General features: G+C 43.0%; 25 protein-coding genes, 1 tRNA gene, 1 rRNA gene and 2 riboswitches. Of the genes, 18 read left to right on the top strand and 9 right to left on the bottom strand.

Annotated features, from left to right (window positions below; all coding sequences use genetic code 11):
* Positions 1 to 3: 3 nt before the first annotated feature.
* The 12 genes from rrf to BLS49_RS22965 all read left to right on the top strand — a co-directional run bounded on the left by rrf (position 4) and on the right by BLS49_RS22965 (position 11,085).
* A 5S ribosomal RNA gene (gene rrf / locus BLS49_RS23020) occupies positions 4 to 120 on the top strand.
* Positions 121 to 587: 467 nt separating this feature from the next.
* Positions 588 to 1,352: an RNA polymerase sigma factor gene (locus BLS49_RS23015; RefSeq protein WP_091236194.1), complete on the top strand. Its 765-nt coding sequence runs from the start codon at positions 588 to 590 to the stop codon at positions 1,350 to 1,352.
* A 17-nt stretch (positions 1,353 to 1,369) separates the two neighbouring features.
* Positions 1,370 to 1,963 (top strand): ATP-dependent Clp endopeptidase proteolytic subunit ClpP, encoded by a 594-nt coding sequence (clpP, locus tag BLS49_RS23010; protein WP_091236192.1) that lies wholly within the window; start codon positions 1,370 to 1,372, stop codon positions 1,961 to 1,963.
* A 342-nt stretch (positions 1,964 to 2,305) separates the two neighbouring features.
* Positions 2,306 to 3,763, top strand: a complete 1,458-nt coding sequence (guaB, locus tag BLS49_RS23005; RefSeq protein ID WP_091236189.1) for an IMP dehydrogenase — start codon at positions 2,306 to 2,308, stop codon at positions 3,761 to 3,763.
* 136 nt (positions 3,764 to 3,899) lie between these two features.
* Entirely contained in the window at positions 3,900 to 5,303 is a 1,404-nt protein-coding gene (locus BLS49_RS23000) for a D-alanyl-D-alanine carboxypeptidase family protein (RefSeq protein WP_425432176.1), read from the top strand.
* Positions 5,304 to 5,393: 90 nt separating this feature from the next.
* Positions 5,394 to 6,275 (top strand): pyridoxal 5'-phosphate synthase lyase subunit PdxS, encoded by an 882-nt coding sequence (pdxS, locus tag BLS49_RS22995; RefSeq protein ID WP_091236187.1) that lies wholly within the window; start codon positions 5,394 to 5,396, stop codon positions 6,273 to 6,275.
* A 26-nt stretch (positions 6,276 to 6,301) separates the two neighbouring features.
* Positions 6,302 to 6,886 (top strand): pyridoxal 5'-phosphate synthase glutaminase subunit PdxT, encoded by a 585-nt coding sequence (gene pdxT, locus BLS49_RS22990; RefSeq protein ID WP_091236184.1) that lies wholly within the window; start codon positions 6,302 to 6,304, stop codon positions 6,884 to 6,886.
* 147 nt (positions 6,887 to 7,033) lie between these two features.
* On the top strand, positions 7,034 to 8,317 hold the full coding sequence (gene serS, locus BLS49_RS22985; protein ID WP_091236182.1) for a serine--tRNA ligase: 1,284 nt from the start codon (positions 7,034 to 7,036) through the stop codon (positions 8,315 to 8,317).
* Between the two features lie 102 nt (positions 8,318 to 8,419).
* Positions 8,420 to 8,508 (top strand) — tRNA-Ser (locus BLS49_RS22980).
* A gap of 157 nt (positions 8,509 to 8,665) precedes the next feature.
* Positions 8,666 to 8,815, top strand: coding sequence for a small acid-soluble spore protein P (locus BLS49_RS22975; RefSeq protein WP_376769621.1), 150 nt, complete (start codon positions 8,666 to 8,668; stop codon positions 8,813 to 8,815).
* Positions 8,816 to 9,084: 269 nt separating this feature from the next.
* Complete coding sequence (locus BLS49_RS22970; RefSeq protein ID WP_425432177.1) at positions 9,085 to 9,912, top strand: YitT family protein; 828 nt, start codon at positions 9,085 to 9,087, stop codon at positions 9,910 to 9,912.
* Positions 9,913 to 10,008: 96 nt separating this feature from the next.
* Positions 10,009 to 11,085: a hypothetical protein gene (locus BLS49_RS22965; protein ID WP_091236176.1), complete on the top strand. Its 1,077-nt coding sequence runs from the start codon at positions 10,009 to 10,011 to the stop codon at positions 11,083 to 11,085.
* 103 nt (positions 11,086 to 11,188) lie between these two features.
* Here the strand turns inward: BLS49_RS22965 and tadA are convergent, their stop codons facing one another.
* A complete protein-coding gene (gene tadA / locus BLS49_RS22960) occupies positions 11,189 to 11,716 on the bottom strand; it encodes a tRNA adenosine(34) deaminase TadA (RefSeq protein WP_091236174.1) in 528 nt (175 codons plus the stop codon).
* 332 nt (positions 11,717 to 12,048) lie between these two features.
* On the opposite strand from tadA, the gene BLS49_RS22950 reads away from it, so the two are divergent.
* Both BLS49_RS22950 and BLS49_RS22945 read left to right on the top strand, forming a co-directional pair.
* Complete coding sequence (locus BLS49_RS22950) at positions 12,049 to 13,941, top strand: ATP-binding protein (RefSeq protein WP_091236170.1); 1,893 nt, start codon at positions 12,049 to 12,051, stop codon at positions 13,939 to 13,941.
* A 22-nt stretch (positions 13,942 to 13,963) separates the two neighbouring features.
* Positions 13,964 to 14,668, top strand: a complete 705-nt coding sequence (locus tag BLS49_RS22945) for a pseudouridine synthase (protein ID WP_091236168.1) — start codon at positions 13,964 to 13,966, stop codon at positions 14,666 to 14,668.
* A 73-nt stretch (positions 14,669 to 14,741) separates the two neighbouring features.
* Here BLS49_RS22945 and motB read toward each other — a convergent pair whose 3' ends face one another.
* Entirely contained in the window at positions 14,742 to 15,551 is an 810-nt protein-coding gene (gene motB / locus BLS49_RS22940) for a flagellar motor protein MotB (RefSeq protein WP_091236167.1), read from the bottom strand.
* On the bottom strand, positions 15,535 to 16,338 hold the full coding sequence (gene motA / locus BLS49_RS22935; RefSeq protein ID WP_091236199.1) for a flagellar motor stator protein MotA: 804 nt from the start codon (positions 16,336 to 16,338) through the stop codon (positions 15,535 to 15,537). Before motA ends, motB begins: the two co-directional genes overlap by 17 nt.
* Positions 16,339 to 16,533: 195 nt before the next feature.
* On the opposite strand from motA, the gene BLS49_RS22930 reads away from it, so the two are divergent.
* Both BLS49_RS22930 and BLS49_RS22925 read left to right on the top strand, forming a co-directional pair.
* Positions 16,534 to 16,827 carry a hypothetical protein gene (locus tag BLS49_RS22930; RefSeq protein ID WP_091236196.1) on the top strand — a complete coding sequence of 98 codons (294 nt, stop codon included), beginning with the start codon at positions 16,534 to 16,536 and terminating at the stop codon, positions 16,825 to 16,827.
* Between the two features lie 182 nt (positions 16,828 to 17,009).
* Positions 17,010 to 17,309 carry a 4a-hydroxytetrahydrobiopterin dehydratase gene (locus tag BLS49_RS22925; RefSeq protein WP_091236166.1) on the top strand — a complete coding sequence of 100 codons (300 nt, stop codon included), beginning with the start codon at positions 17,010 to 17,012 and terminating at the stop codon, positions 17,307 to 17,309.
* Between the two features lie 104 nt (positions 17,310 to 17,413).
* On the opposite strand, the gene BLS49_RS22920 is transcribed toward BLS49_RS22925, so the two are convergent.
* From BLS49_RS22920 to BLS49_RS22895, 6 genes are all read right to left on the bottom strand, one after another.
* On the bottom strand, positions 17,414 to 17,776 hold the full coding sequence (locus BLS49_RS22920) for a c-type cytochrome (RefSeq protein WP_091236164.1): 363 nt from the start codon (positions 17,774 to 17,776) through the stop codon (positions 17,414 to 17,416).
* A gap of 170 nt (positions 17,777 to 17,946) precedes the next feature.
* A complete protein-coding gene (locus BLS49_RS22915; protein ID WP_091236162.1) occupies positions 17,947 to 18,450 on the bottom strand; it encodes a GNAT family N-acetyltransferase in 504 nt (167 codons plus the stop codon).
* Between the two features lie 222 nt (positions 18,451 to 18,672).
* A complete protein-coding gene (locus BLS49_RS22910) occupies positions 18,673 to 19,146 on the bottom strand; it encodes a C40 family peptidase (RefSeq protein WP_091236160.1) in 474 nt (157 codons plus the stop codon).
* Between the two features lie 4 nt (positions 19,147 to 19,150).
* Positions 19,151 to 19,287: riboswitch (cyclic di-AMP (ydaO/yuaA leader) on the bottom strand.
* Between the two features lie 174 nt (positions 19,288 to 19,461).
* Entirely contained in the window at positions 19,462 to 19,953 is a 492-nt protein-coding gene (locus tag BLS49_RS22905) for a C40 family peptidase (RefSeq protein WP_091236158.1), read from the bottom strand.
* Between the two features lie 2 nt (positions 19,954 to 19,955).
* A riboswitch (cyclic di-AMP (ydaO/yuaA leader) is annotated at positions 19,956 to 20,089 on the bottom strand.
* Between the two features lie 187 nt (positions 20,090 to 20,276).
* On the bottom strand, positions 20,277 to 21,107 hold the full coding sequence (locus BLS49_RS22900) for a hypothetical protein (RefSeq protein ID WP_091236156.1): 831 nt from the start codon (positions 21,105 to 21,107) through the stop codon (positions 20,277 to 20,279).
* 46 nt (positions 21,108 to 21,153) lie between these two features.
* Positions 21,154 to 23,154, bottom strand: coding sequence for a M1 family metallopeptidase (locus BLS49_RS22895; RefSeq protein ID WP_091236154.1), 2,001 nt, complete (start codon positions 23,152 to 23,154; stop codon positions 21,154 to 21,156).
* Positions 23,155 to 23,266: 112 nt separating this feature from the next.
* On the opposite strand from BLS49_RS22895, the gene BLS49_RS22890 reads away from it, so the two are divergent.
* Together BLS49_RS22890 and BLS49_RS22885 are read left to right on the top strand one after the other, a co-directional pair.
* Positions 23,267 to 23,779 carry a YwhD family protein gene (locus BLS49_RS22890; RefSeq protein WP_091236152.1) on the top strand — a complete coding sequence of 171 codons (513 nt, stop codon included), beginning with the start codon at positions 23,267 to 23,269 and terminating at the stop codon, positions 23,777 to 23,779.
* A 99-nt stretch (positions 23,780 to 23,878) separates the two neighbouring features.
* Entirely contained in the window at positions 23,879 to 24,115 is a 237-nt protein-coding gene (locus BLS49_RS22885) for a DUF6953 family protein (protein WP_091236150.1), read from the top strand.
* Positions 24,116 to 24,447: the final 332 nt, after the last annotated feature.

Genomic DNA, 24,447 nt, shown 5'->3' with positions numbered 1-24,447 from the left:
TCGTTTGGTGGCGATGGCGGAGGGGTTCCACACGTACCCATCCCGAACACGACCGTTAAGCCCTCCAGCGCCGATGGTACTTGAACCGAAGGGTTCTGGGAGAGTAGGACGCCGCCAAGCACAATGAAGAAGCACTGCTGATATCAGGCGGTGCTTCTTTTGTTATTTGTGAAGTTGATTGGCCTCTGTCCAATCAATGGAAAATAAAAAATTGCGAAAGTGCAGTTTTTTCCTGGCCAAACTAATGTTCTGGAGATAAAGCCTGCGAATCTGCAACAATTTTACTGCAAAATGGAATAAATGAAGAAGATGGAGCTAAAAGCCTGTACTTTTACAGGCTTTTTCCGTAAACGAGATAGCAGTTTAAAAAAAAGATGTACTTTTGCAGGTTTTTCCTCATTTTTCTAATCACTCAACCCACCGCTACTTTTACATTCCCCTTGTTTGTATCCATTCGACTAAAAAAATGATTTGCTGCGTATCGAATAGCCCCATTTTTTCGTTTATTACATTAAGATCAAATTAAAGAAGTGATTTTGCAAGTTCAAAAGCTGTTAGGTTATTAAAGGTTTACAGGAGGTGGCTGAGTGAACAAGTTAGAAATTAACAGTCGAAATACAAACTTCCCGGATTGGGTTCGTAGTCACCAGAAGGCATTGCGGAAATACTGCAGTGCTTTGACTGGCTCATCTTGGGAGGGTGAAGATTTAGCGCAAGAGACGTGGTTAAAGGTATGGTCAGTAGCGAATAGGTCTAGCAACAAAGAAGGTGGAATGCAGTTAGCAAAATCTTATTTGTATAGAACTGCACGCAATAGTTGGATCGACCGCAGCCGAAAAAAAAGCACTCGACTGACTGAGCAGCCATTAGATGATTTACCTATCCCCCAGCAACAATCAGATTATGTGACCATATGGACGGCGTTGGAAACATTAGTGAGCGAACTCGGCCCTAATCAACGTATCGCACTGCTGTTGGTTGATATTTTAAAGTATACTGCGGCAGAATCGGCTGAACTGTTAAATACAACTGAGGGTGCGGTCAAAGGGGCTCTTCATCGGGCACGTATGAAATTACGAAAGCTTGCAGACGAACACAGCGGCATTATAGAAGAGCGTAATGATCAATCTATACCACAGAATCATTCTGACACCCCTATAGATAATAATGTTATTTACGCCTATCTGGAGGCTTTCAGGCAGCAAAATACAGCTGCACTGATTATGCTAATGAATGATGCAAGACCTACTGAGCTTGTTCCGATTCTAGGCAAGCGGAGTCAATTACAGCAAAAAGAAATATCCTCAAAGCCGATAGAGAGTCGGTTTTTGCAAATGGCGATGGTTGCCTAGTTATAAGGAGGTTGTGTATGAGCACAGTAATTCCATATGTTATTGAGCAGACGAGGCACGGAGAACGGTCTTACGATATATACTCCCGTTTGCTGAAGGATCGAATCGTTTTCTTGGGTTCTGCAATCGATGACCAGGTTGCCAACAGCATTACTGCCCAGATGTTATTGTTAGCAGCCGAGGACCCTGAGAAGGATATTTACTTTTACATTAACAGCCCAGGCGGCTCGACAACAGCGGGATTTGCGATTTATGATACGATGCAGTACATTAAGCCTGACGTACAGACGATTTGCTCCGGGAGTGCTTTTTCGTTCGCTGCTATTTTGTTATTATCGGGAGCAAAAGGGAAAAGATATGCTCTTCCAAATAGTGAAGTGATGGTTCATCAGCCAAGTGGTGGCGCTCAGGGTCAGGCAACGGACATTGAAATTACTTCTAAGCGTATCTTGAGGACAAGGGAGCGATTAAACAGAATCGCGTCGGATCGAACGGGGCAGTCTTTAGAGCAGATCGCGAAAGATATGGAGCGTGACTGTTTTATGTCAGCTGAAGAGGCATTGACATATGGCATAATTGATCAGGTGATTCATCACGACAACAATAAGTAACGAAGAGCAGATGGATTATATGTAACTAGTAAAACCCGCTGTCGATTTTGACAGTGGGTTTTCTGTATTAGTACAGTGCCTACGGAATTGTTTAGACTAATTTAGGGCAGTAATATTTTTAGGTTGATTCATCAAATTTTAATTAAGGTTAGTTCAATGTACACTGCTGATGGACATGCGTTTGCATGGGGCAGTCTCTTTCTTTTTCCGTACGCAAATTCTTGACAGCCTATATGCGCTTTGCTAAGATGGCAATAATATATTTTCGTAAGTAACTATTCCGGCCTTGATTTATAAGGAAAATCAGCCAGCATGGAATAAAAACAAGGAGGAAAAAACACGGTGTGGGAGAGTAAATTTAATAAGGAAGGCCTTACATTTGACGATGTATTGCTAGTTCCCCGCAAATCAGAGGTATTGCCTAAAGAGGTAGATGTGTCCGCGAGACTCAGCAGCAATGTTAAGCTTAATGTTCCGTTGATCAGCGCAGGTATGGATACGGTAACGGAAGCGGCGTTAGCAATCGCAATGGCACGTGAGGGCGGTGTCGGTATCATTCATAAGAATATGCCGATTGAGCAACAGGCAGTGGAAGTTGATCGCGTTAAACGTTCCGAGAGTGGAGTCATTACAAATCCTTTCTCCCTTACAGCTGATCATCTTGTTTCTGATGCAGAAGAAGTTATGGGCAAATTCCGTATTTCTGGGGTTCCGATCGTTGATGATGAGCATAAATTGATCGGTATTTTGACGAACCGTGATTTACGTTTTATACATGACTACAGTATCAAGATCAGTGAAGTGATGACACATGAGAATCTGGTAACAGCTCCTGTAGGGACTACGTTACAAGAAGCAGAAATTATCCTTCAAAAGCACAAAATCGAGAAGCTCCCATTGGTGGATGAGAACAACGTTTTAAAGGGGCTTATTACAATCAAGGATATTGAAAAAGCAATTCAGTTCCCTAACGCGGCTAAAGACGCACAGGGAAGATTGTTGGTAGGGGCGGCAGTAGGTATCTCTAAAGATACATTTGAACGGACAGAAGCCCTTGTTAACGCTGGTGTAGACCTAATTACGGTAGACTCGGCACATGGACATCACATCAACATCCTGGATGCTGTAGCAGAACTGCGCAGACGTTATCCAGACTTGACGATTATTGCAGGCAACGTAGCGACTGGTGAAGCAACTCGTGCACTGATTGAAGCTGGTGCTTCTGTAGTAAAAGTCGGTATTGGACCGGGCTCGATCTGTACAACACGAGTTATCGCCGGAATTGGCGTACCGCAAATTACAGCGGTATATGACTGTGCGACTGTAGCTCGTGAATATGGTGTTCCAATTATTGCTGACGGCGGTATTAAATATTCAGGTGAAATTACAAAAGCAATCGCTGCAGGAGCAAGTGCAGTTATGCTGGGTAGTCTGTTTGCCGGAACAGAAGAGAGCCCTGGGGAATCCGAAATTTATCAAGGACGTAAATACAAAGTATATAGAGGCATGGGTTCACTTGCTGCTATGAAACAAGGCAGTAAGGATCGTTATTTCCAAGATGATGACAAGAAGCTGGTTCCGGAAGGTATCGAGGGACGGGTAGCCTATAAAGGACCATTGTCTGACACAATTACTCAATTGATTGGCGGCCTACGTTCAGGTATGGGTTATTGCGGTACCAAGACGTTGGATGAACTGCGAAATGATACGGAGTTTGTAAGAATTACTGGAGCAGGTCTTCGTGAGAGCCATCCACATGATGTGCAAATCACAAAAGAGGCGCCAAATTATTCCTTGTAGGATATCAAAAATCCATAAAATCTATTAAATTCCATAGCAGACAGGACGATTTCCGTCCTGTCTGTCTTTTTTTGCTGTATGCCCTATGATAGAATATACTAAGCAATAAAAGTGAATAGAGGGGAGCTTTAAGACATTGAAACTGAAAGAAAAAAAGCGAACAACTAGAGCTACGAAGCGGCAATTTCTTCGCAAGAGTGTAGCTTCCGTTATGTTACTGAACATGCTGTGCTTTTCTTTGGCGCCGGTTATGGTACTTGCAGAGGGCGAACAAACCGAATCTACTTCTACGAAGCCTGCAGCAGTACAGGCAGCAACAACAACTACACAAATCCCTTCTGTTGAATCTCTGGGTCTGAATGTGAAATCTGCGATTCTAATTGAGCCTGTATCCGGACAGGTGCTACTCAACTTGAACAGTGATTTAGCGCTTCCTCCGGCAAGTATGACGAAAATGATGACAGAGTACATTGTTGCCGATTTCGTTAAGCAAGGGAAGTTTCAGTGGGATGATGTGGTGACGGTGCGGAAAAATGCCGCTCAAACCGTCGGATCTCGGATCTTTCTTGCAGAAGGAGATCAGCATACAATTGAGGAATTATATATCGCTATGGCAGTCGGTTCTGCCAATGATGCAACAGTAGCACTTGCAGAGCACGTTGCAGGCTCTGAGCAAGCATTTGTTAAAATGATGAATGACGAAGCTAAGCGGATGGGATTGCCAACGGCACATTTTGCGAATTCTACAGGGCTGGATATTGCGGATATGCCTAAAGAGTTCCAGCCAGCAGATGGCAAGGAGACAGTAATGTCTGCATTGGATGCTGCAATTCTTGCAAAATATATTGTGACCGATCATCCCGATTTCGCACGCTTTACATCATTGCAAACCTATAAATTCCGTGATCGCGACACCAAGCCGATCGTAAACTACAACTGGATGCTGGAAGCCAATAAGAATGTTACGAATTTCAAGCAATTCGCCTATGAAGGTCTGGATGGCTTAAAAACAGGACATACCACAAAAGCAGGCAACAATTTTACAGGTACAGCTGAACGGAATGGCATGCGCTTAATTAGTGTTGTTATGGGAACCAAAACAGACAAAGCCCGTTTTGTTGAGACGCGTAAAGTGCTTGATTTTGGTTTTAATAACTTTGAACCGAAGCAAATTATTGCTCCTAAAGCGACAGTAGCCGGTACAGAGACCGTTACGGTAAAGAAAGCTAAAAATACCGAGGTTCCTGTAGTTAGTGGTGAGGCTGTAAGTTTTGTAGTTCCTAAAGGTGCCGATACCAGCACTGTGGAGGCAAAAGTGAATTTGACGGAGGAAGGTCTTGTAGCACCGCTAAAACAAGGTACAAAGGTAGGCACTGTGACCTATTCTTATAAAGCTGATGGACTCAATGAAACGCTGGAAAAGACAGTCGATCTGATTACAGCTGAAGATGCTGACAAAGCAGGTTGGTTCAAGCTGTTGCTGCGTGCTATAGGCGAGTTCTTCTCTGACTTGTTCAACGGAATAAAAAATTTATTCTAGTTGATTGATTCAAATCCCGAGTATATGGGTTGTATTTTTAAAGCTAATATTGTAAAATATCAAGTTAGATTATTATCGGGAGGATTGGATATGGAAACTGGAACATCGCGAGTAAAAAGAGGTATGGCTGAAATGCAAAAAGGTGGCGTCATCATGGACGTCATGAACGCGGAACAAGCAAAAATTGCCGAAGCGGCTGGAGCAACTGCCGTTATGGCATTGGAAAGAGTTCCTTCTGATATTCGTGCAGCTGGTGGAGTAGCCCGTATGGCAGACCCAACAATTGTGGAAGAAGTTATGAAGGTTGTATCAATTCCTGTTATGGCAAAAGCACGTATTGGTCATTACGTTGAAGCGAAAGTTCTGGAATCACTTGGGGTAGACTATCTCGATGAGAGTGAAGTATTGACACCCGCAGATGAAGTGTTCCATATCGATAAACGTGATTTCACAGTTCCTTTTGTATGCGGAGCTAAAGATCTCGGTGAAGCATTGCGCCGTATTAGCGAAGGTGCTTCGATGATTCGTACGAAGGGTGAACCAGGAACAGGCAATATTGTTGAAGCTGTTCGTCATATGCGTCTGATTAACAGTCAAATCCGTAAAATTCAAAGCATGTCTAAGGACGAGCTGTATGCTGAAGCTAAAAACCTGGGCGTAGCTTATGATCTGCTGTTTGAAGTTCATGAGAACGGAAAACTGCCTGTCGTTAACTTCGCTGCTGGTGGTGTTGCAACTCCTGCTGACGCTGCATTGATGATGCATTTGGGAGCGGATGGCGTTTTTGTAGGTTCCGGTATTTTCAAATCGGACAGCCCTGAGAAATTCGCCCGTGCTATCGTAGAAGCAACTACTCACTATACAGATTACAAGCTGATTGCTGAAGTATCCAAAAACCTGGGCGCACCAATGAAAGGTATTGAAATCTCTAAATTGTCTCCGGCTGAACGTATGTCGGATCGTGGTTGGTAATTAAAGCGGGGAAAGAGGATAGCGATATGAGAGTGGGGGTACTGGCGCTGCAGGGTGCTGTAGCTGAGCATATTCGCAGCATTGAGAACGCTGGTGCTGAAGGTATTGCTGTAAAACATGCTGAACAGCTTGATGAGCTCGATGGTCTAATCATTCCCGGCGGAGAGAGCACAACCATTGGCAAGCTGATGCGCAAATATGATTTTCTAGATGCGATTCGTTCATTTTCAAATCAGGGAAAGCCTGTGTTCGGTACCTGTGCCGGACTGATCGTAATGGCCAAAGAGATTGAGAACGGCGAAGAAGCGCATCTCGGACTTATGGATATCAAAGTATCCCGCAACGCCTTTGGGCGTCAGCGGGAGAGCTTTGAGACCGATTTAGATATAAGAGGACTCGAAGAACCTGTTCGAGCTGTGTTCATTCGGGCGCCTTTAATTACAGCAGTGGGAAATAACGTTGAGGTTCTATCTACCTATAATAATGAGATTGTAACCGCACGTGAGGGACATCTCCTTGTTTCCTCGTTTCATCCTGAATTAACGGATGACTACTCGCTGCACGCTTATTTTTTAGAAATGATCAAGACGAATCAAGCGGCCTTGAAATAGGCCTGTTATTTGACACCTTGACTCTTTTCCAAGGGTTAAGGTTGTTTTTTTGGAGGAAGCAGAGGCTTCCGGTGATCCCGGCAGCTACTAGCTAAGTCTTACAACATTGGCACAGCTGCCAAGGGATGATTTTAGGAGGGACTACCCATGTTAGATGTCAAAATATTGCGCAATGATTATGCCAGGGTCGAAGAGGCGCTGAAAAACCGCAGCAAATCGCTCGATCTTATCGCTGACTTTCCTAAATTGGATGAGAAACGTCGGGAATTGCTTCAAGAGAGCGAGTCTTTGAAAAACCGTCGCAATACCGTATCTGCTGAAGTGGCTAAGCGGAAGAAGAATAAGGAAGATGCGGATGAACTGATTGTTGAAATGCGTCAGGTAGGCGACCGGATCAAAGAACTGGATGATGAGGTTCGTGAGCTTGAAGCAAAAATCGAAGATCTGACCATGAATATTCCTAACATTCCGCATGAAAGCGTCCCTGTGGGAGCTTCTGAAGACGATAATGTAGAAGTGCGTCGCTGGAGCGAGCCGCGTTCCTATGCTTTTACACCAAAAGCCCATTGGGATATAGCTGCTGATTTAGGCATTCTTGATTTTGAAGCTGGCGCTAAAGTTACGGGTTCGCGATTTACTTTTTATAAAGGACTTGGCGCTCGTCTGGAACGTGCATTGATTAACTTTATGATGGATTTGCACAGCAATGAGCATGGTTATGAAGAAATGCTGCCGCCTTATATCGTGAATCGTGATAGTCTGTATGGAACAGGTCAGCTACCGAAGTTTGAAGAGGATCTCTTCAAACTTACAGAGGACGGTTACTATCTGATTCCAACGGCTGAAGTTCCTGTAACCAATTATCATCGGGATGAAATTTTGAATGCAGAGGATCTTCCTAAGCATTATGTAGCATATAGCTCTTGTTTCCGTTCTGAGGCCGGTGCTGCTGGCCGTGACACACGGGGACTTATTCGTCAGCACCAATTCAATAAAGTTGAAATGATTAAAATTGTGCATCCAGACACATCCTATGAAGAGCTGGAAAAGATGACAGCTAATGCAGAGCGGGTTCTGCAGCTTCTGAAATTACCGTATCGCATTATGGCGCTCTCCACTGGAGACATGGGCTTTACATCGGCCAAAACCTACGATCTGGAAGTGTGGCTGCCAGAGAGCGGTATGTATCGTGAAATTTCATCCTGCTCAAATGTGGAGGATTTCCAGGCTCGTCGTGCAAATATCCGTTTTCGTCCTGAGCCTAAAGCCAAGCCAGAATTTGTCCACACATTAAATGGTTCAGGTCTTGCGGTAGGCCGTACAGTGGCAGCGATTTTGGAAAATTACCAACAAGAGGATGGAACAGTAGAAATTCCTGAAGTTTTGCGTCCTTATATGGGGAACGTACAAGTTATTTCTAAACGGAAATAGAAGAAGCATCTGGTAATTGAAAAATATTTAAAAAAATAACTTGCAAACCTATATTTTTATGTGGTACAATCTGATTTGTCACATGAATCAGATTTACCTTTTGGAGAGGTACCGAAGTGGTCATAACGGGGCGGTCTTGAAAACCGTTAGGGTGCAAGCCCACGTGGGTTCGAATCCCACCCTCTCCGCCATAATAAGCATAATAACAATTTCTAAATGAGGGCGATGATGCTCTCATTTTTTATTTTTTATGCCCATTCTTTTCAAATGAATAAAACCCATATTGTAGTTACAAACTAATTAATGTTGCAATAAGCATGTGATCAACTATTCTAGGGAGGCGACCTTGTGACAAAGCCAAAAACGTACATGACTCCAGGAACCCAGCCTAATACGAATGATCGACGGGATCGTCATAAGAATGGACAGGAACCGTTATCCGGATCTAAAAAAGTAAAGAATCGCAATCATGTGGATCATCATAATCCACAGGGATAATCCTAATTTATTATCGTTTGGTGAAAAAAATCCTCAGCGCTTCGCTGAGGATTTTTTGTTCAATTTTGAATAAAAGAAGACATCAGACTCATAAAATGTCATAATATATACAGGGCTTGTTTCGGTGAAACGGAATTGAGAGAAATAAAAAAATAATCGTTGAAAGGATCGTGATGCGTTTGAGTTTTATAGAAAGCAATTTGACCTCTCTTGAAAAAGAAGATTTCCAAAGTGTTCGTCAGCATAAGCAACGTACCCTGGGCAGTATTATTGCAAGAAGTATATTTATCGTTATTGGAGCAATCATTGTTTCTGTAGCCCTTGAGTTGTTTCTCGTACCGAATATGATCACCGATGGTGGAATTACAGGTATCTCCGTTATGACCTCGTATTTGTCTAAATTACCTCTAGGTATATTTCTGTTTTTATTCAATCTCCCGTTTTTAATTATTGGATATAAGCAAATAGGTAAAACCTTTGCAATCTCTACACTATTAGGTATTATTGTGATGTCTCTTGGCACAACTATGCTTCATCCTGTTGATCCTTTTGTAACTGATACATTGCTTGCTTTTGTATTTGGAGGCATTTTGCTTGGTTTAGGAACAGGGATTGTCATTAAATTTGGTGGATCGCTGGACGGTACGGAAATTATAGCGATTCTGATCTCACGTAAAACGCCTTTTTCAGTAGGCGAAGTAATCATGTTTTTTAACCTGTTTATTTTGACGGGTGCTGGATTTGTATTCGGATGGGAACGCGCGTTGTTCTCATTGCTTGCATATTATATTGCCTATAAAACGATTGATATCGTAGTGGATGGCCTTAATGAATCGAAATCAGTATGGATAATCAGTGATCAGATTGATGAGATTGGAGATGCCATTTTAAAGCGCTTGGGACGTGGTGTAACTTATTTATCTGGAGAAGGCGGCTTTTCGGGAGATCCGAAAAAAGTTATTTTCTGCGTTATTACTCGTTTGGAAGAAGCCAAGCTTAAAGAAATAGTAAATCACTATGATGAAAGTGCCTTTTTAGCAGTGGGAAATATCCATGATGTTAAGGGTGGACGATTTAAAAAGAAAGATATTCACTAAAATGGGCGAGATTGTATTCCCTCATATGTAAAAATGGTTTATTATATGGGAAGGTTTTGTATTTTTATTGTTCTGATGGACAGAGAGGGGTCAATAATGTTTAAGAAGCTTTACATGCCAGTTTTTGTTTTACTCATGTCGGTAGTTTTGGTGCTATCCGGCTGTAACACAAAGAAAGAACCTAAGGAAGCGTTAGCCAGTGCTGCAACTAATGCGTTAAAGATGGAATCCTACGTTTCCAACAATCAGATTAAAATTCTGAATTTAACTGTAGATGAATCGACTGCTGAAGAGAATGCTCAAGTGGGTGCAGTACTCTCGATGTTGAAAGATGCAGAGATCAACATCAGCCAAGTTTACCAAAAAGATCCTATGCAAACTGAAGCGACACTTGAAGTGAAGCTGTCCGGTGATATGGCAATGACCTTTACGATTCCTTTCGTAATGACTAAGGAAAAGGTTTATGTAAAAATTCCAAGCATTCCTTTATTGCCAATGCCAGAGAGCATTGTAAACAAATTCCTTGTGCTCGATATGAAGGAGTTAGCAGAAGAGAATGGTGAAGAGTTTAATCCTGATATGTTCGACACAGAAAAAACTCAGAAGCTTTCAGCCGAGCTGAGTGCTGCAGTACTTGGGGAATATGATTCAGCTAAATACTTTAAAAATGTCGAAGCTAAGGATGTTCAGCTTCCAGAAGGCTTTAAAGAGAAACAAATCGTTCAGTTCTTTATCACAAATGACAATGTGAAAGAAGCCATTACGATTCTTGTGAACAATGCACTACCTAAGGTTCTAGACATTCTTGGCAAGGAAGAATATCGTTCTATGCTGCAGCTTACTACTGAGGATATCGAAGAGCTAAAGAAAGAGTTGAAAGAAGGAGACCAAGCTGAGCTTGGTAAGGCTCTGGATGAACTTAAGAATTATCTCACGATTAATCAGTTCACAGTAAATACAGCTATTGATAACAAGAACTACCCTTCCTACAGTGAAGTTAATGCTGATGTTGCAATCAATGATCCTGAGTCAAACGCAAATGTGAAGCTTTCTTTCCAAGTAAAGAGCACAGTTAGCAAAATCAATGAAAAAGCTGAGTTTAAAATTGGCATCCCAACGGATACGATTACAATGGATGAATTAGAGGCAGAGATGGGCGGTCTCGGATACTAGTCAGTTAGAACTAATCTTATTCTATATCGATAAAAGGCCAACCATTGCTACCAATGGCTGGCCTTTTTACTTCTCATATTATGTGACTGTAACAATAAGTCCACTAGACATTACTCACGTTGGGATCTGGGGCATCTTTTCTCTTGTGGCGCAGCTTGCGGAAAAATTCAGTTAGCAGTGAAGCACACTCCTCCTGCAGAACGCCAGAGATGACTTCTGTGCGATGATTGAAGCGTGGCTCCTGAAGCAGGTTCATAAGCGTGCCTGCACAGCCTGCTTTGGGGTCAGGAGCGCCGTAAACGACAAAAGGAACACGACATTGCACAATCGCACCTGCACACATTGGACAAGGCTCTAGAGTGACGTATAACCGGCAATGTAATAAGCGCCAGGCCTCGATAGTTTCGCTTGCTTCCCGGATGGCGAGGATCTCGGCATGCGCCGTGCCATCCCGTGAGCTCTCTCTGAGATTGTGACCTCTACCAACGATTTCATCACCTAAGACGATAACAGCTCCAATCGGAACTTCTCCAATGTCTTCCGCTTTTTTTGCTTCTTTTATCGCTTCGTGCATCCAATGCTCGTGTGGGTAGGATGAAGCAGGAGGGTCCTGGTTATGTAAATGTGACATAGTTGCTCAGCTCCTTTGTATATATCAACAACTGTTGTGCAACGAACAAATATTCGTTGTTAACATGTTGTGCATAACATTGTGTATAACCTATGATTTATCCCCACTATTATACACATATTCAACTTACGAATTGTTTATATGTAAATAACTTGTGGATAACTATATAATATATAATGATTATCATATAAAAATAGGTATATTTACTTATTGTAGGTAACTTATCTGGGAAATTCAACGTCTTTGCAAATGTTGTCGTTACAGGTATTATGAATATATCACCAATAATGTTCCAAAATAACCAAATCTTGCCCGGGAGGCGAGAAACTAATTTGTCCATTAAAAAGAAATTATCATTGATCATGTCGGTTTTTGCCCTTACCCTGCTGTCAATAAACATCCTTCTTAGTTACTTTTCCACAAGGGATAATCTGCGCGAAGAGAGTGAGGCTAATATGATGCTCACCGCGAAGCAGATCGCTTTGGCTGTGGAACAGAGTCGTTCTGTATATGATTATATCAAGCGTGAAAGTAGAGAAGGGTCCAATCAAGCTTACATAGAGCACACGCTTAAAATGACGAGTCCAGAACGTATTACTCAAGAATCCATTCGCTCCAATAACAGCCTGCTCGAAATTTCCGGGGTTAATCCCTTAAACAAGCAGTCCAGTCAATTTTTACTGTTCGGTACGTATGAATTCAAGAGTGAAGATTTGCTTTTAATGGCCAAAAGGGCTTTGGACAGCGAGACCAGCTTTCTTCATGATACTATAATTAACGGAGAACGGGTCCTAGAGAGCTTTGTACCAATCGAGCCATACAATCAAGAGCCTTATGTCATACGTATTATTTCCAGCTATGAACCTATATCCACAGCAATTTCTCAGCAGTTGCTCAGTCAAGTGTTAATTTCTGTAGTTCTGCTCTTCATAGTCATTTCAGCCAGCTACATATTAGCTGGAGAAGTGATCCGGCCAATTCAAGACATTTTGAAGAAGGTTAACCAGCTGTCCTCTGGCGATTTTAACACCAGATTGAAGATTGATCGCAACGATGAGTTGGGAAGCTTGGCTCTGCAAATTAATACCATGGCAGAGAGTCTTGGGCGCTATACCATGGAATTAAAGCAAAAAAATGAAGAAAATCGATCAGTGAATGAGCATTTGGAATCCATCATTAACGGAACGGCTGATGCAATACATGTTACGGATGCCAAGGGTAAAATATTGAGAGTCAATTCGGCATTTGAAGACCTCTATGGATGGAATGTCGAGGAAATTGTAGGTTCCAAGCTGGACTTTGTCCCCCCGTTCAAGGCTGAAGAGGGGTTTGAATGGCGTTCAGAGCAAGAGCTTGAGCAAGGCAGGTCATTTGTCCTCGCTGAAACCGTCAGGTTGCGAAAGGATGGAGCTCAAGTTAATGTCAGTATTAGTGAGTCTCCAATCTATAATGAGGAGGGGCAAATTGCTGCATTCATCACAATATCCAGGGACATGACAGAACATAATAAGATGGAGGATCTGCTGCGACGTTCTGAGAAGCTCACAACGGTTGGGCGGCTCGCCGCTGGAGTTGCGCATGAGATTCGCAACCCGCTGACAACATTACGAGGGTTTCTACAAATGCAACAAAGTATGAAGATGGTTAACGAGATGCATACCGATATTATGCTTTCTGAACTGGATCGAATCAATCTGATCGTAAGCGAATTTCTTATTCTTGCCAAGCCGCAAGCCGTACATTTTGAGGTAAAAGATGTTCGGTTTACCTTAGGTGATGTTATCTCATTACTTGATAGTGAAGCACACTTACATAATATTGAGTTCCAGGTTTATTTCTCACAGGCTCCAATTCTGATACACTGTGAAGAGAACCAGTTAAAACAGGTGTTCATTAATGTTCTGAAGAATGCGATGGAAGCTATGCCTTCAGGCGGGATGATCAAGCTCTTGGTGGAAGAAGAGGACAGACAGGCTGTCATTCGGGTAATAGATCAAGGGGAGGGTATATCCAAGGAAAGACTGAAGAAGCTGGGAGAGCCCTTCTATACGAACAAAGAGAAAGGTACGGGCCTTGGCCTCATGGTGAGTCAGCGCATTATTGAGGTCCATAAGGGGCTGCTTGAGTTTGAGAGTGAGCTTGGTAAAGGAACGATAGTTACAGTTACACTTCCGAAAGTGACAGCTGTCATCAAGTCGGATGATGTATTGACAGAAGGCGCATAGCATAACGAGGTGACATAACGTAATGAGAATTAATAAATTTATTAGTGAAACAGGATATTGTTCCAGACGTGAGGCAGATAAACTGATTGAATCGGGCAAAGTGACTATCAATGGCATAACAGCATTGCTTGGCAGTCAGGCAGAGTCTGGAGACGATGTGCGTATTAATGGGGTAGCTCTGTCCAAGGGACCTGAGCGTCACGTCTATATAGCCCTTAACAAGCCAATAGGGATTACCTGTACATCTGAACCGCATATCCGTGGTAATATAGTGGATTTTATAGGTCATGAGGAGCGTATATTTCCGATCGGTCGTTTGGATAAAGACTCTGAAGGATTGATATTGCTCACAAGTGATGGAGATATCGTTAATAGGATTTTACGGTCGGAAGGTAAGCATGAGAAGGAATACATCGTAACTGTAGACAGGCCGATTACCCCGTCTTTTCTTAAAGCGATGAGTGAAGGGGTTAAAATATTGGGTGAAATGACACTGCCCTGTGAAATCAACCGGGTTAGTGACCGAGTGTTTCGCATTATTTTGACGGAAGGGAAAAATCGGCAAATTCGGCGTATGTGCAGTGCTCTCGGTTATGAGGTTCGAAAATTGCAGCGCGTTCGTATTATGAACATTCACCTCGGTAATCAACGGATTGGCTCGTGGCGTGATTTGACACCTCAGGAGAAGAGTGAGCTTGGTAAGGCACTCCAATACACTTTGTCTTAATAAGAATCGATGTTGTAAAAACCCCAAAAAGCTCTCCGTGGTCCTGCAGACCAGATCGGAGAGCTTTTTGGTTTTATTCATGTGCGGATGTAACTCCAAGCTGCGGCGTAGCAGGATCAAGGTATTTACGAATGATAGATACCTCGACACGGCGGTTTAGAGCACGTCCAACGTTTGTATCGTTTGGAGAGACAGGATGATATTCACCGTATCCGATCGCACTGAATTTTTTCGGATCAAGCTGATCGTTCAGCAGAAGAATTTTCATAAAGTTAAGTGCGCGTACAGAGCTCAAATCCCAGTTGGACGGGAACTCGCGGTTAGAGATTGGAATATTATCTGTATGTCCAGATACGATAACCTCATAATCCGGGAACTGCTGCAGCATATTCGAGATCGCTTTGGCGAGTATCCGAGCATCAGGCTTAACGTCAGCTTCTCCAGATGGGAACAGGGCATTGTCTCGAATGGTGATCATAAGCTGAGATTGGTTTAATTTCGTATCAAGATCATTGGTTAGCCCATTTTGCTTGATATAGTCATCAAGCTGCTTCTTAAGAGCTTCCAAATTTTCCTGCTCTTTTTTACGCATCATATCAGTTGTCTTCTTAGTAATAAGTTCACTAGCAGCTTTGGAGATATCCTCATTGCTAGTTTTTGTGTTGCTGTTCATAGAGGTCTGATCAAGAACGCCATGTCCTCCAGTCAGCACACTATTAAACGCTTCGCTCAATTCCCTGAATTTCTGGCTATCTACATTACTCATCCCGAATAACACGATAAACATGGCTAAGAGAAGGGTCATTAGGTCAGAATAAGGTAACAGCCAGCTTTCGTCGGGGTGTTCTTCATGTTCCTGGTGTCGTTTATTCTTTTTGCTCACCTAAGCCTGCCCCCTTTTCTAGAATCTCCGCACGTTCAGCAGGGGTTAAGAAAACGGCCAGTTTTTGTTGAATAGCGATCGTTGATACTCCGGATTGAATGGACAATAATCCTTCGACCATCATTAACCGAACTTCCATCTCTTTTTTGGAGAGGCGTTTTAATTTATTGGAAATTGGATGCCAGATTACATAACCGGTAAAAATACCGAATACTGTCGCAATAAATGCACCTGAAATCGCATGGGACAGTTTAGCAACATCACTCATGTCAGATAGTGCGGCGATCAGACCGACTACCGCCCCGAGTACCCCTAGAGTTGGAGCATACATACCTGCTTGAGAGAATATCAGAGCACCCGCTTTGTGTCGCTCCTCTGTAGCTGCTATGTCCTCTGTAAGAACATCTTGCACGAATTCCTGATCGTTACCGTCAATAATCATACGCATTCCGCCACGCAGGAAATCATCGTCGATTTCTTCGACTTTTGCTTCCAAAGCGAGCAGGCCTTCCCGGCGTGTAATTGTTGCCCATTCCATGAATAGCGTAATCAATTCGGCTTTACTGATCATTTTGGGTTTCACAACTGTCATTTTGAGCAGCTTAAAAAATTTCTTAAGCTCAAATAGCGGAAATGCCATAAAGAGCGTAGCTGCTGTCCCTACGAATATAATGACAAAGGCCGCAGGGTTTTCGAGTAAGCTCGCGATAGGCGCACCTTTCAGATACATCCCAAAAATGAGTGCTACTAATCCAAGAATAAGTCCAATAATCGTTGAAATTTCCATTGCACACCTCGTCCGTGAGATATTTGATTCCATCTTCTGTCTCCTGCATCCTTGCGGAGAGCCATAATCATATGTATTGATGGAAAAACCGTTTATCTCTTTTATCGACAGAAAACTATTTTTTTTTAAGGTGTTTTTTCCGGTATAATAAGATTACATTGCATTCTAGGAACTTGAGAAGGGAGTTACTTGGCATTGGGAGTAAAGCATGGTAGGGATTATGGTGACATTTTGACTGATCTAACGGCAGCAGTAGGCCGTATTTCTGATAGTTATACTTTTTTTGAGATGGAGCCTTTGGAATGGCACAGTTTATCGGATGAAGAGCGGGTAGAGGTTCAGGAGGCACTTGCGGAGGATTTATTTTTTGCGCTCGGTAATGAACCGATTATTACGGTTGGAAGTGCAGTAGTTATATATGATGCAGCCAGTCATCGAATTAATTTTTTGATTGGTGAAGAGGAGTTGGACTCAGTTAACCTTATTTGAACAGGACATGCTTCCATTTCCTTTTAGCATCAGCAAAGTCCTTTCGCATGAATGACAGGACAGAAGAATACAATAAATGAAGTATGGAGACTTATTCCGTATCAGACACGCGCAGATGATGTATCTTTTGGATCAAGGCATACAAGAATTAGGAAGTTCGTGACGAACGGGGAGGATAAGAAATGCCGTTTACACCGCAAGAAGTAGAAGCACATTTGCAAAAGTTAGAAGGATGGCATCTGGAGGAAGGGCGCTGGATTATTCGTAAATATACGTTTTCGAATTTTATGAAGGGAATTGCATTTGTGGATGAAGTTGCTGCAATTTCCGAGGCTTTCAACCATCATCCATACATTACGATTGATTACAAAACGGTGACGCTTCGTCTTACATCGTGGGATGATGGAGGAATTACAGCTGTAGATATTAAAGAAGCCCATCAGTACAATGAAGCATATGAGAAATCTCGCTCAGTGGATTGATCGTGATGTGCACCGACAAAACGATAAAGTAATAACGACAGGCACGCCCGTCAGGAATAGTTACGATCCATTCCTGACGGGCGTGCTTTGTTAAAGCCTGCTTGTTACTTTTTCTCGGAAAGCCAAAGAGCAACGTTTGCAATTTCTTCATCTTTCAATTTGTCTTTGAAGGAAGGCATCATGCCTCCACCTTTTCCTTTGGAAATGGTGCTATAGAGTTGTTCCGCAGACAATACTGTGCCGATGGTTTGAAGGTTCGGTCCGCTTTGTCCTTGTAATTGGTCACCGTGACATGCAATGCAGCTTGCTTTGACAACAGCTTCGGCTTGTGCCGCATCTAACGTAACTTCAGGCATTGTTGGCTTTGCTTCTTGAGCGACTTGATCTTTGCCGGGCAAGGTGAACAATAATACGATGGCAAACACACACGCCACGAAAAATAATCCGCTCATGATCCATTTTTGCATTTCAATCGTCCCTCCTATGTAAACTACCCACTCCATTATAACGGAACATACCTGACGATCATAGCATTTGTGTCAAAAAAAGCAACGATTTATTTGTATTATCTTCAGTTTATCCCAATAAATGTGCAGTATATCATAGAAGAGGGGCTGTTGTTATGATTGAGAGCGATTTAAATCGTCTCTGACACAGGACGGTAAACCATGCAATAATAAGGCTTAGAAATGCCGCCTGGGGTCATTTTCTCGTAGAGATCAGTAATGACAAAGCTTGATTTCTGGTAGGCCCGTATCGCTCTTGAATTCCATGTCAGCACCTCGAGATCAATTTCATTCTGCGGTTTACGCAGACGGGCTTCCTCTACTATGGCAAGTACGAAAGATTTACCGTAACCTTTGCCGCAGAGATCCGGGCGCATGCCTACGCCTAGACGAGTTACTCCCTGAAGCGGGAAATACTGGGCAAAGCCGGTCAGCACTCCCTCGTCATCTACCAGAGAGACGTATTGCTCCGCACGAAGAACAGGGTTGCCGAACTCAACGTCAAGCGCCTTCATTTGCTCCCAGGGAAGCCAGCTATAAATATCGTAGGGAGAATCGTAACGCCAGGTACAGATGTCTGCACCGTGGCTTTCTTCCATGGGGACGATGTTAAACTGGGGGGGTTGCTTTTCCATCTTTACGCCTCCTTTAACGACTAGGTACTTACCATTTAGTTAACATGAGCAGTTACTTTGTATTTTCACTCTAACGGGATTTTTATTTGTTGTAAAGGGTAAGAAGCTGTAACCTTTTGAACAGTTTTTTCGTTGGATAGACATAAAGAAAAAAACCGCAGCTTGCCTCCAAATGGAAACGACTGCGGTGAGGTTGATTTTATGTGCAGATGAGTGTTGATATTAGGATTCTTTAGCATGAAGGGCATACGTATATTGACTCAGAATTCGTTTAGCACCAACATAACGTTGTTTATAGTAGCTATTGCTTAGCGCGTCAGTACGAATTCCTTTGGATGAAGAGGCATGGGCAAATTTACCATCGCCTATATAGACGCCTACATGAGACACTTTTCCAGTCCCCTGAGTATTAAAGAAGACGAGGTCTCCTGCCTTCAGATCACTTTTGGATATGGAAACACCTGTGTTGAATTGTGCTGTCGAAACACGCGGAAGCTGGATTCCCATCTTCGAGTACACATACCGAGTAAAACCGGAGCAATCGAATCCGTTAGTAGTAGTACCACCGTATTTGTAAGGTGTACCATAAACCGACTTAACAACGCTGTTCAGTGTAGTGCCTGCGAAAGCGCTTCCCGTTCCCATTGTGAACAGTATAGCCAAGCTTGTCGCTGCCGCTGCTAGTGTCTTTCTCAAGATGTAAAACTCCTTCCAAGGCCTGCGAGGTTAGCTTGAGGATTCGGTTGAAGGTCCCCTATGATCCCTCTCTTGCGAGATCAATTCACCCAAAATGGTTCCCCCGTTTCCCGAGCGCCAGGAATTCGGCAGTTCATAGTAGTAGTTGCGCTCGAAAACAAAACGACGTTACAACAATAAGGTTACAATAATAATTACAAAGTTGTTACTTTTGCATTTTACCAAAGAAAGGGGTGCTTTGGCAAGTTTACGCAAATATTCGTAAAAAAAGAAAGACCCGTAGACGATTTGATCATCGCTACAGGCCCTTGTGTTTTATTCTACATCATCATGATCAGTTATTTCACCAGTTACATCTTCGAATTTATCAGTGCTTAGGATACGTTTTGCACCAACATAACGTTTTACATAATATTTCTCGCTTAAGCTGCTGATGATAACCCCTTTAGATGAAGAAGCATGGGCAAATTTATCATCACCAACATAAACACCTACATGAGATACGCCTTTACCTGAAGTGTTGAAGAACACCAGGTCACCAGCAACCAATTCATCCTTAGCTACTGCAGTACCCATCTTGTATTGAGAACCGGATTGATGAGGAAGTTTGGTGCCAATTTTAGAGAATACATACATTGTAAATCCGGAACAGTCGAAACCTGAAGTTGAAGTACCTCCAGAAACATAAGAGGTTCCAATAGTCTTGTCGATGATGCCGTCCAGCTTAGAATCTGCGAAAGCGCTTCCCGTTCCGATGGAGAAAAGAATTGCAAGACTCACGGCTGCTGCTGTTAGTTGTTTTTTCAAGAATATACTCCTTCCAACGCCTACGAGGTTAGCTTAAGGATTCGGTTGAAGGTCCCCTATGATCCCTCTCTTGCGAGATCAATTCACCCAAAGTGGTTCCCCCGTTTCCCATACGGGAATTCGGCTCGTTCGTCACATATTATTTTGTATAGTACGAATCATTACAAAACTGTTACTAAAATTGTGCTGCTGTTATTGTAACAAAGGCAAGCATATTTTGGCAATGGTTAATTCACAAGATTTTGAGAGGAATACATAACATAAGACCCCCGTAAACTTACGGAGGCCTTGTGGCATAAGGGAATAGAGAATATTAAGAAAATTTAACTATTTTGTGATTTGGAATACCAAAGCTGAAATTGAGAGGTTATGCCCCACACATTAAATAGACAGCGAAAGAAAGGAAAGGCTTGCTGCAAAATGAGAGCGAGTAGTCCAGTCCAGATCCAGGAGACCGAACCAAATATCAGAAATATGGCTGTTACTGCGCTTCCAAGGATAATAAAAATGACGATACCCGGCAGAATGTGTCTAATTCCAAGCCATAGCGAGCCCCATGCCCCTTTTTTGAATAAGTAGCCAAACTGCATAAAGAGCAGGCATTGGCGAATCAGGAAGCAATAACTAAACCATCCTAGTAAATATCCACAAACCTTTAGAACCGGGAGTATTCCTCCACTGGTATAGATCAGGCTTGGCCATAGAGCGTATAATTTAGGTAAAATCCACAGCAGGGGTAAGGAGATCAGGATAATCTCGAGCAGAAAGAAGAGCAATACAGGTCTCCAAAACTCTTTCATTCCGCGAAATAGCGTTAATCCAGACTTGCGAGAGTCAGCAGGCGTTAACCCGTAGAGAATTCCCGCCTGAAAGAATGGGGTTAGCAGCATACGAAGGACCACCATTCCGATGAATAACCAGAAGTATGTGTGTATTTCTGAATTATGCAGCAATTCATATTGGCCCTCCAGTATAAACAAAATTTTGCTCAGTGCACTGGGAGGCGGATCAGGATATCTGGACAGAAACGTTGTAACGGCTGTATTTACGACTCGATATAAGAATAGTCCCCATAATAGTTGATACAAGAACAGGATGATTACAGAGGGAAACTGGTTCCTTACAAGGCTCCATCCATTACGAACATAGGTCATGCTCTTCCCTCCAATATAAATAAACTTATTGAGTATGAAATGTGCTCTACCATACCATTGTCTCTAATAAAGCTTCAATCAGTTTGACGATACTTATTGATGTACGTGTACTTGTAGGCTCATCGATGCTGGCCTTCAAATAATTATTGATGTGCTTGTTCTCCAAAACGAGAGTATAAGCAGGATCGATCTGAACGAAGCTCAAAGGCTCTTTATACTCCAGCTTGAACTGTACCTTGCTGCCTTCACCATTCCACACTTTATTCACTGTATGACCGTCATTAAAGATTAAGAGGAGAGGAACCTTAGGTGAAGTGGCTCCCAGACGGCTAATATCAACAATAGATTCGTAGACGATTTTTCCTTCGCGGGCGATTCGGTTAACCGTAATGTGATCCACGGCAAAGTCAGCCATTTTATCGCCGTATACATACTGATTAAAAAATGATTTCCAGGATCGTCCGGTCGTTTGCTCGACAACCCTCTGGAATTCAGCGGTTGTAGGATGCTTAAACCGGAATTTTTGGCTGTACGTATACAATATCCGTTTCATGTTTTTTGATCCGACCTGCTGCTCGATATCAAGCAGGATCAGTTTGCCGCGGTAATATACGTTCTTCATATAGCTGTCTCCTGAGCCGTACTTCCATGCCGGAATGGTCAGGGATGCTGGAGAGGATATTAATGAGGCTTGGATCGGCAAATTAGGTGTTATGCCAAATTCTTGTTCCATTAGCTTATCTTCTGCATATGAAGTGAAGGCTTCATCCAGCCAGGCTTCCTCAAATTCATTGCTTGCAACCATGCCGTAGAAGAACTGATGTCCGATTTCATGGATAACGGTTCTTTCGAGCTCGTCGTATCCGGGAGTATCGCTGTGCGCTCCAAAGGCGGTAATAAGCGTGGGATACTCCATTCCTCCTGCGCCATTTCCATCGGAAGGGGGGACAACAATGGATAGGGTAGAGTAAGGATATCTTCCGTACCATTTGCTGAAGTTAGCCAAGGCAACCTTTGCAGCATAGAAATACCGATCCTTTAAGTCTTTATGGACAGGGTCCAAGTAGAGCTTTATACGAACCCCAGGAACCTCTGCTGAGGAGAATGGCTCTTCCGCATATATGAAATTTGGAGAAGCTGACCAGGCAAAATCGTGGACGTCATCAGCGTAATACTGAACGGATTTGCGTCCTCCATTAACGACAGCTGCCTTAGTGGGAAAACCTGTAGCTGCGACGATATAATTGTCCGGGACGTTAATATTCACGCTATAGATACCAAAGTCGGAATAGAACTCAGAGTTACCGTGATATTGATGGAGATTCCAGCCTTCCGTTGTTCGTCCGCGTGTACCCGCAGGTTCATAAACGCTGATCTTTGGGAACCATTGCCCTGCCATAATGAAATCGCCCTTTTTACCCATGCGGGCAAATATTTTGGGCAGCTTAACCGTGAAATTAATTTTCAGTGTAACGCTCTCGCCCCCGCGAACCGTGACAGGAAGACGCACCTTGGCTAAAGTACTGTCCTTTATATTCCCGTCGTCAGGCTGGACGTATTGTAGCCGATGCAATAGGGATATACCGTCGGTTGTCCGGATTTCAGTCACTTCCATAGATCCCCATCCATCTTTAGGCATGGTATCGCCGCGCAGCTTGCCGTCGGATTCCTTCATAAACGTAGTGTCGGAGGAAGCGAAGGCATTAGGATAAAGATGAAAATACAGCTCGTTAACCGATTTTTTGCCGGGATGGGTCCAGGTCATCGTTTCTGTGCCAGAGAGTGTTCCATCCTCCTCATTCAGCTTGACGTTGATATGATACTCGGTGACACGATTGCTCAGCACTTCAGCAGTTGGCTGCTGAATACTCTCAACCTGAGGTGGCAACGAGGTTGTCCCCGATTTGACGACTTCCTTGGGCTTGACCATTTTTGAGGCGAAGGAAGACTGGCCTTTCGGGTCCGTACTTAGGGTGTACCGGATACTTCCGGCGATAACGCATAGTGCCAGGATTGAAATGCCGAAGATTAAAGTTCGTCGGGTCATACATTCTATACCTCCCGTTGACAAGCATCTACAGCATGTATATGTTTGCTTTTGGGAGAATATTAGCTAAAATTAAATTAATCATTTATAGAGTAAAAGTGTGGAGGGAATCATGGAAAATTCACAGCAAGGCGGTAAAAAAATATTTTCCTTAAATATCATCAGTAATGACGATAAGAGTAAACATAAAGGATTTGGAGCGGGCTCTATTGATCTGAATAGTATGTCGCCTGTAATTATCGATGGAAATGATGCTTATATTGATATCGGTGCGATGCATGCCAAGAGCAAAGTGGAGAAGGGCATTAAGTTCTCCATGAATCGCGAGGATGTTCCGGCTGGACGTCAGGTATGGATCGTTTGGGTTGCGGTGGATCGTTCACCAGAGGGTCAATTTTATGGCGGGTTGACCGCATGTGAGATGTGGATTGATACCGAGGCGCGGCGCGGATGGAAAATTCTCGCTGATCATGTGAACAAGATGGACTACGCGTTAAAACGTAGAGTTATACTAGACGGCCTGTCTGTCGATCACAAAGCGCTGCTTAAAAAACTGCTGATTGATACGAATCAGGAATGGTGGGACCGTTCTCCTGATGAGCTGAAGACAGCGGTTGAATCTTAAACTTAACTCACCATAAAGTCCTAAGAAAAACAACGGTGAACTCGTGAGCTATATTGCGATTTATCGTTGTTTTGTTTTAAAAAAGGGAGGCGAATCCAATTGGATAAAACATCCAAAGAGGTTGCAGAGTGGATGGTTCATGAAATCAGGTTTAAAGGGATTCTTAAGCAAGAGGATGCTATAGCCTACATTAAATCTCATTTTGGAGAACAATTTGTCTACGTGAATGCAAATGGACACTCATCGATCTCAAAGGAAGTGATCAAGTTGTTCCGAAAAATGCATGCCGGGACAATAGCATGGGAGCGAGAAGGATTTTTCTGGGCTTCGGTTTAGAATAAAATGGAAAGACAAAATGGGGCTGTCCCAAAAGTAGGTTTAGTGTCAAAACTAGAAATAGCGGTGCAAGGAAGACGCCCCCTGCACCGCTTGATCCTGCCGCATTCTATGACCGTATCTCATGTGTAATAGTGTCATGATGCGGATTTTCTGAAATTCCTGCAAATGTGCAGGTTTTGTTTATGTAAAGTCTCTAAATGCCCTAAATTGCTGCAGATGTGCAGGCTTTCTCTAAGGATTCTCTTCAAACTAGTCTATTCTGAACCTTATTCCTGCATTTTGCAGGCTTTTGTTCATCCTTTCATGGCTACTTTAAAAAAACTGTATTT

The organism is Fontibacillus panacisegetis (assembly GCF_900102215.1).
Lineage (GTDB): Bacteria > Bacillota > Bacilli > Paenibacillales > Paenibacillaceae > Fontibacillus > Fontibacillus panacisegetis.
Note: the sequence above shows the minus strand (reverse complement) of the source record. Positions and strands in the feature narration are given on the sequence as shown.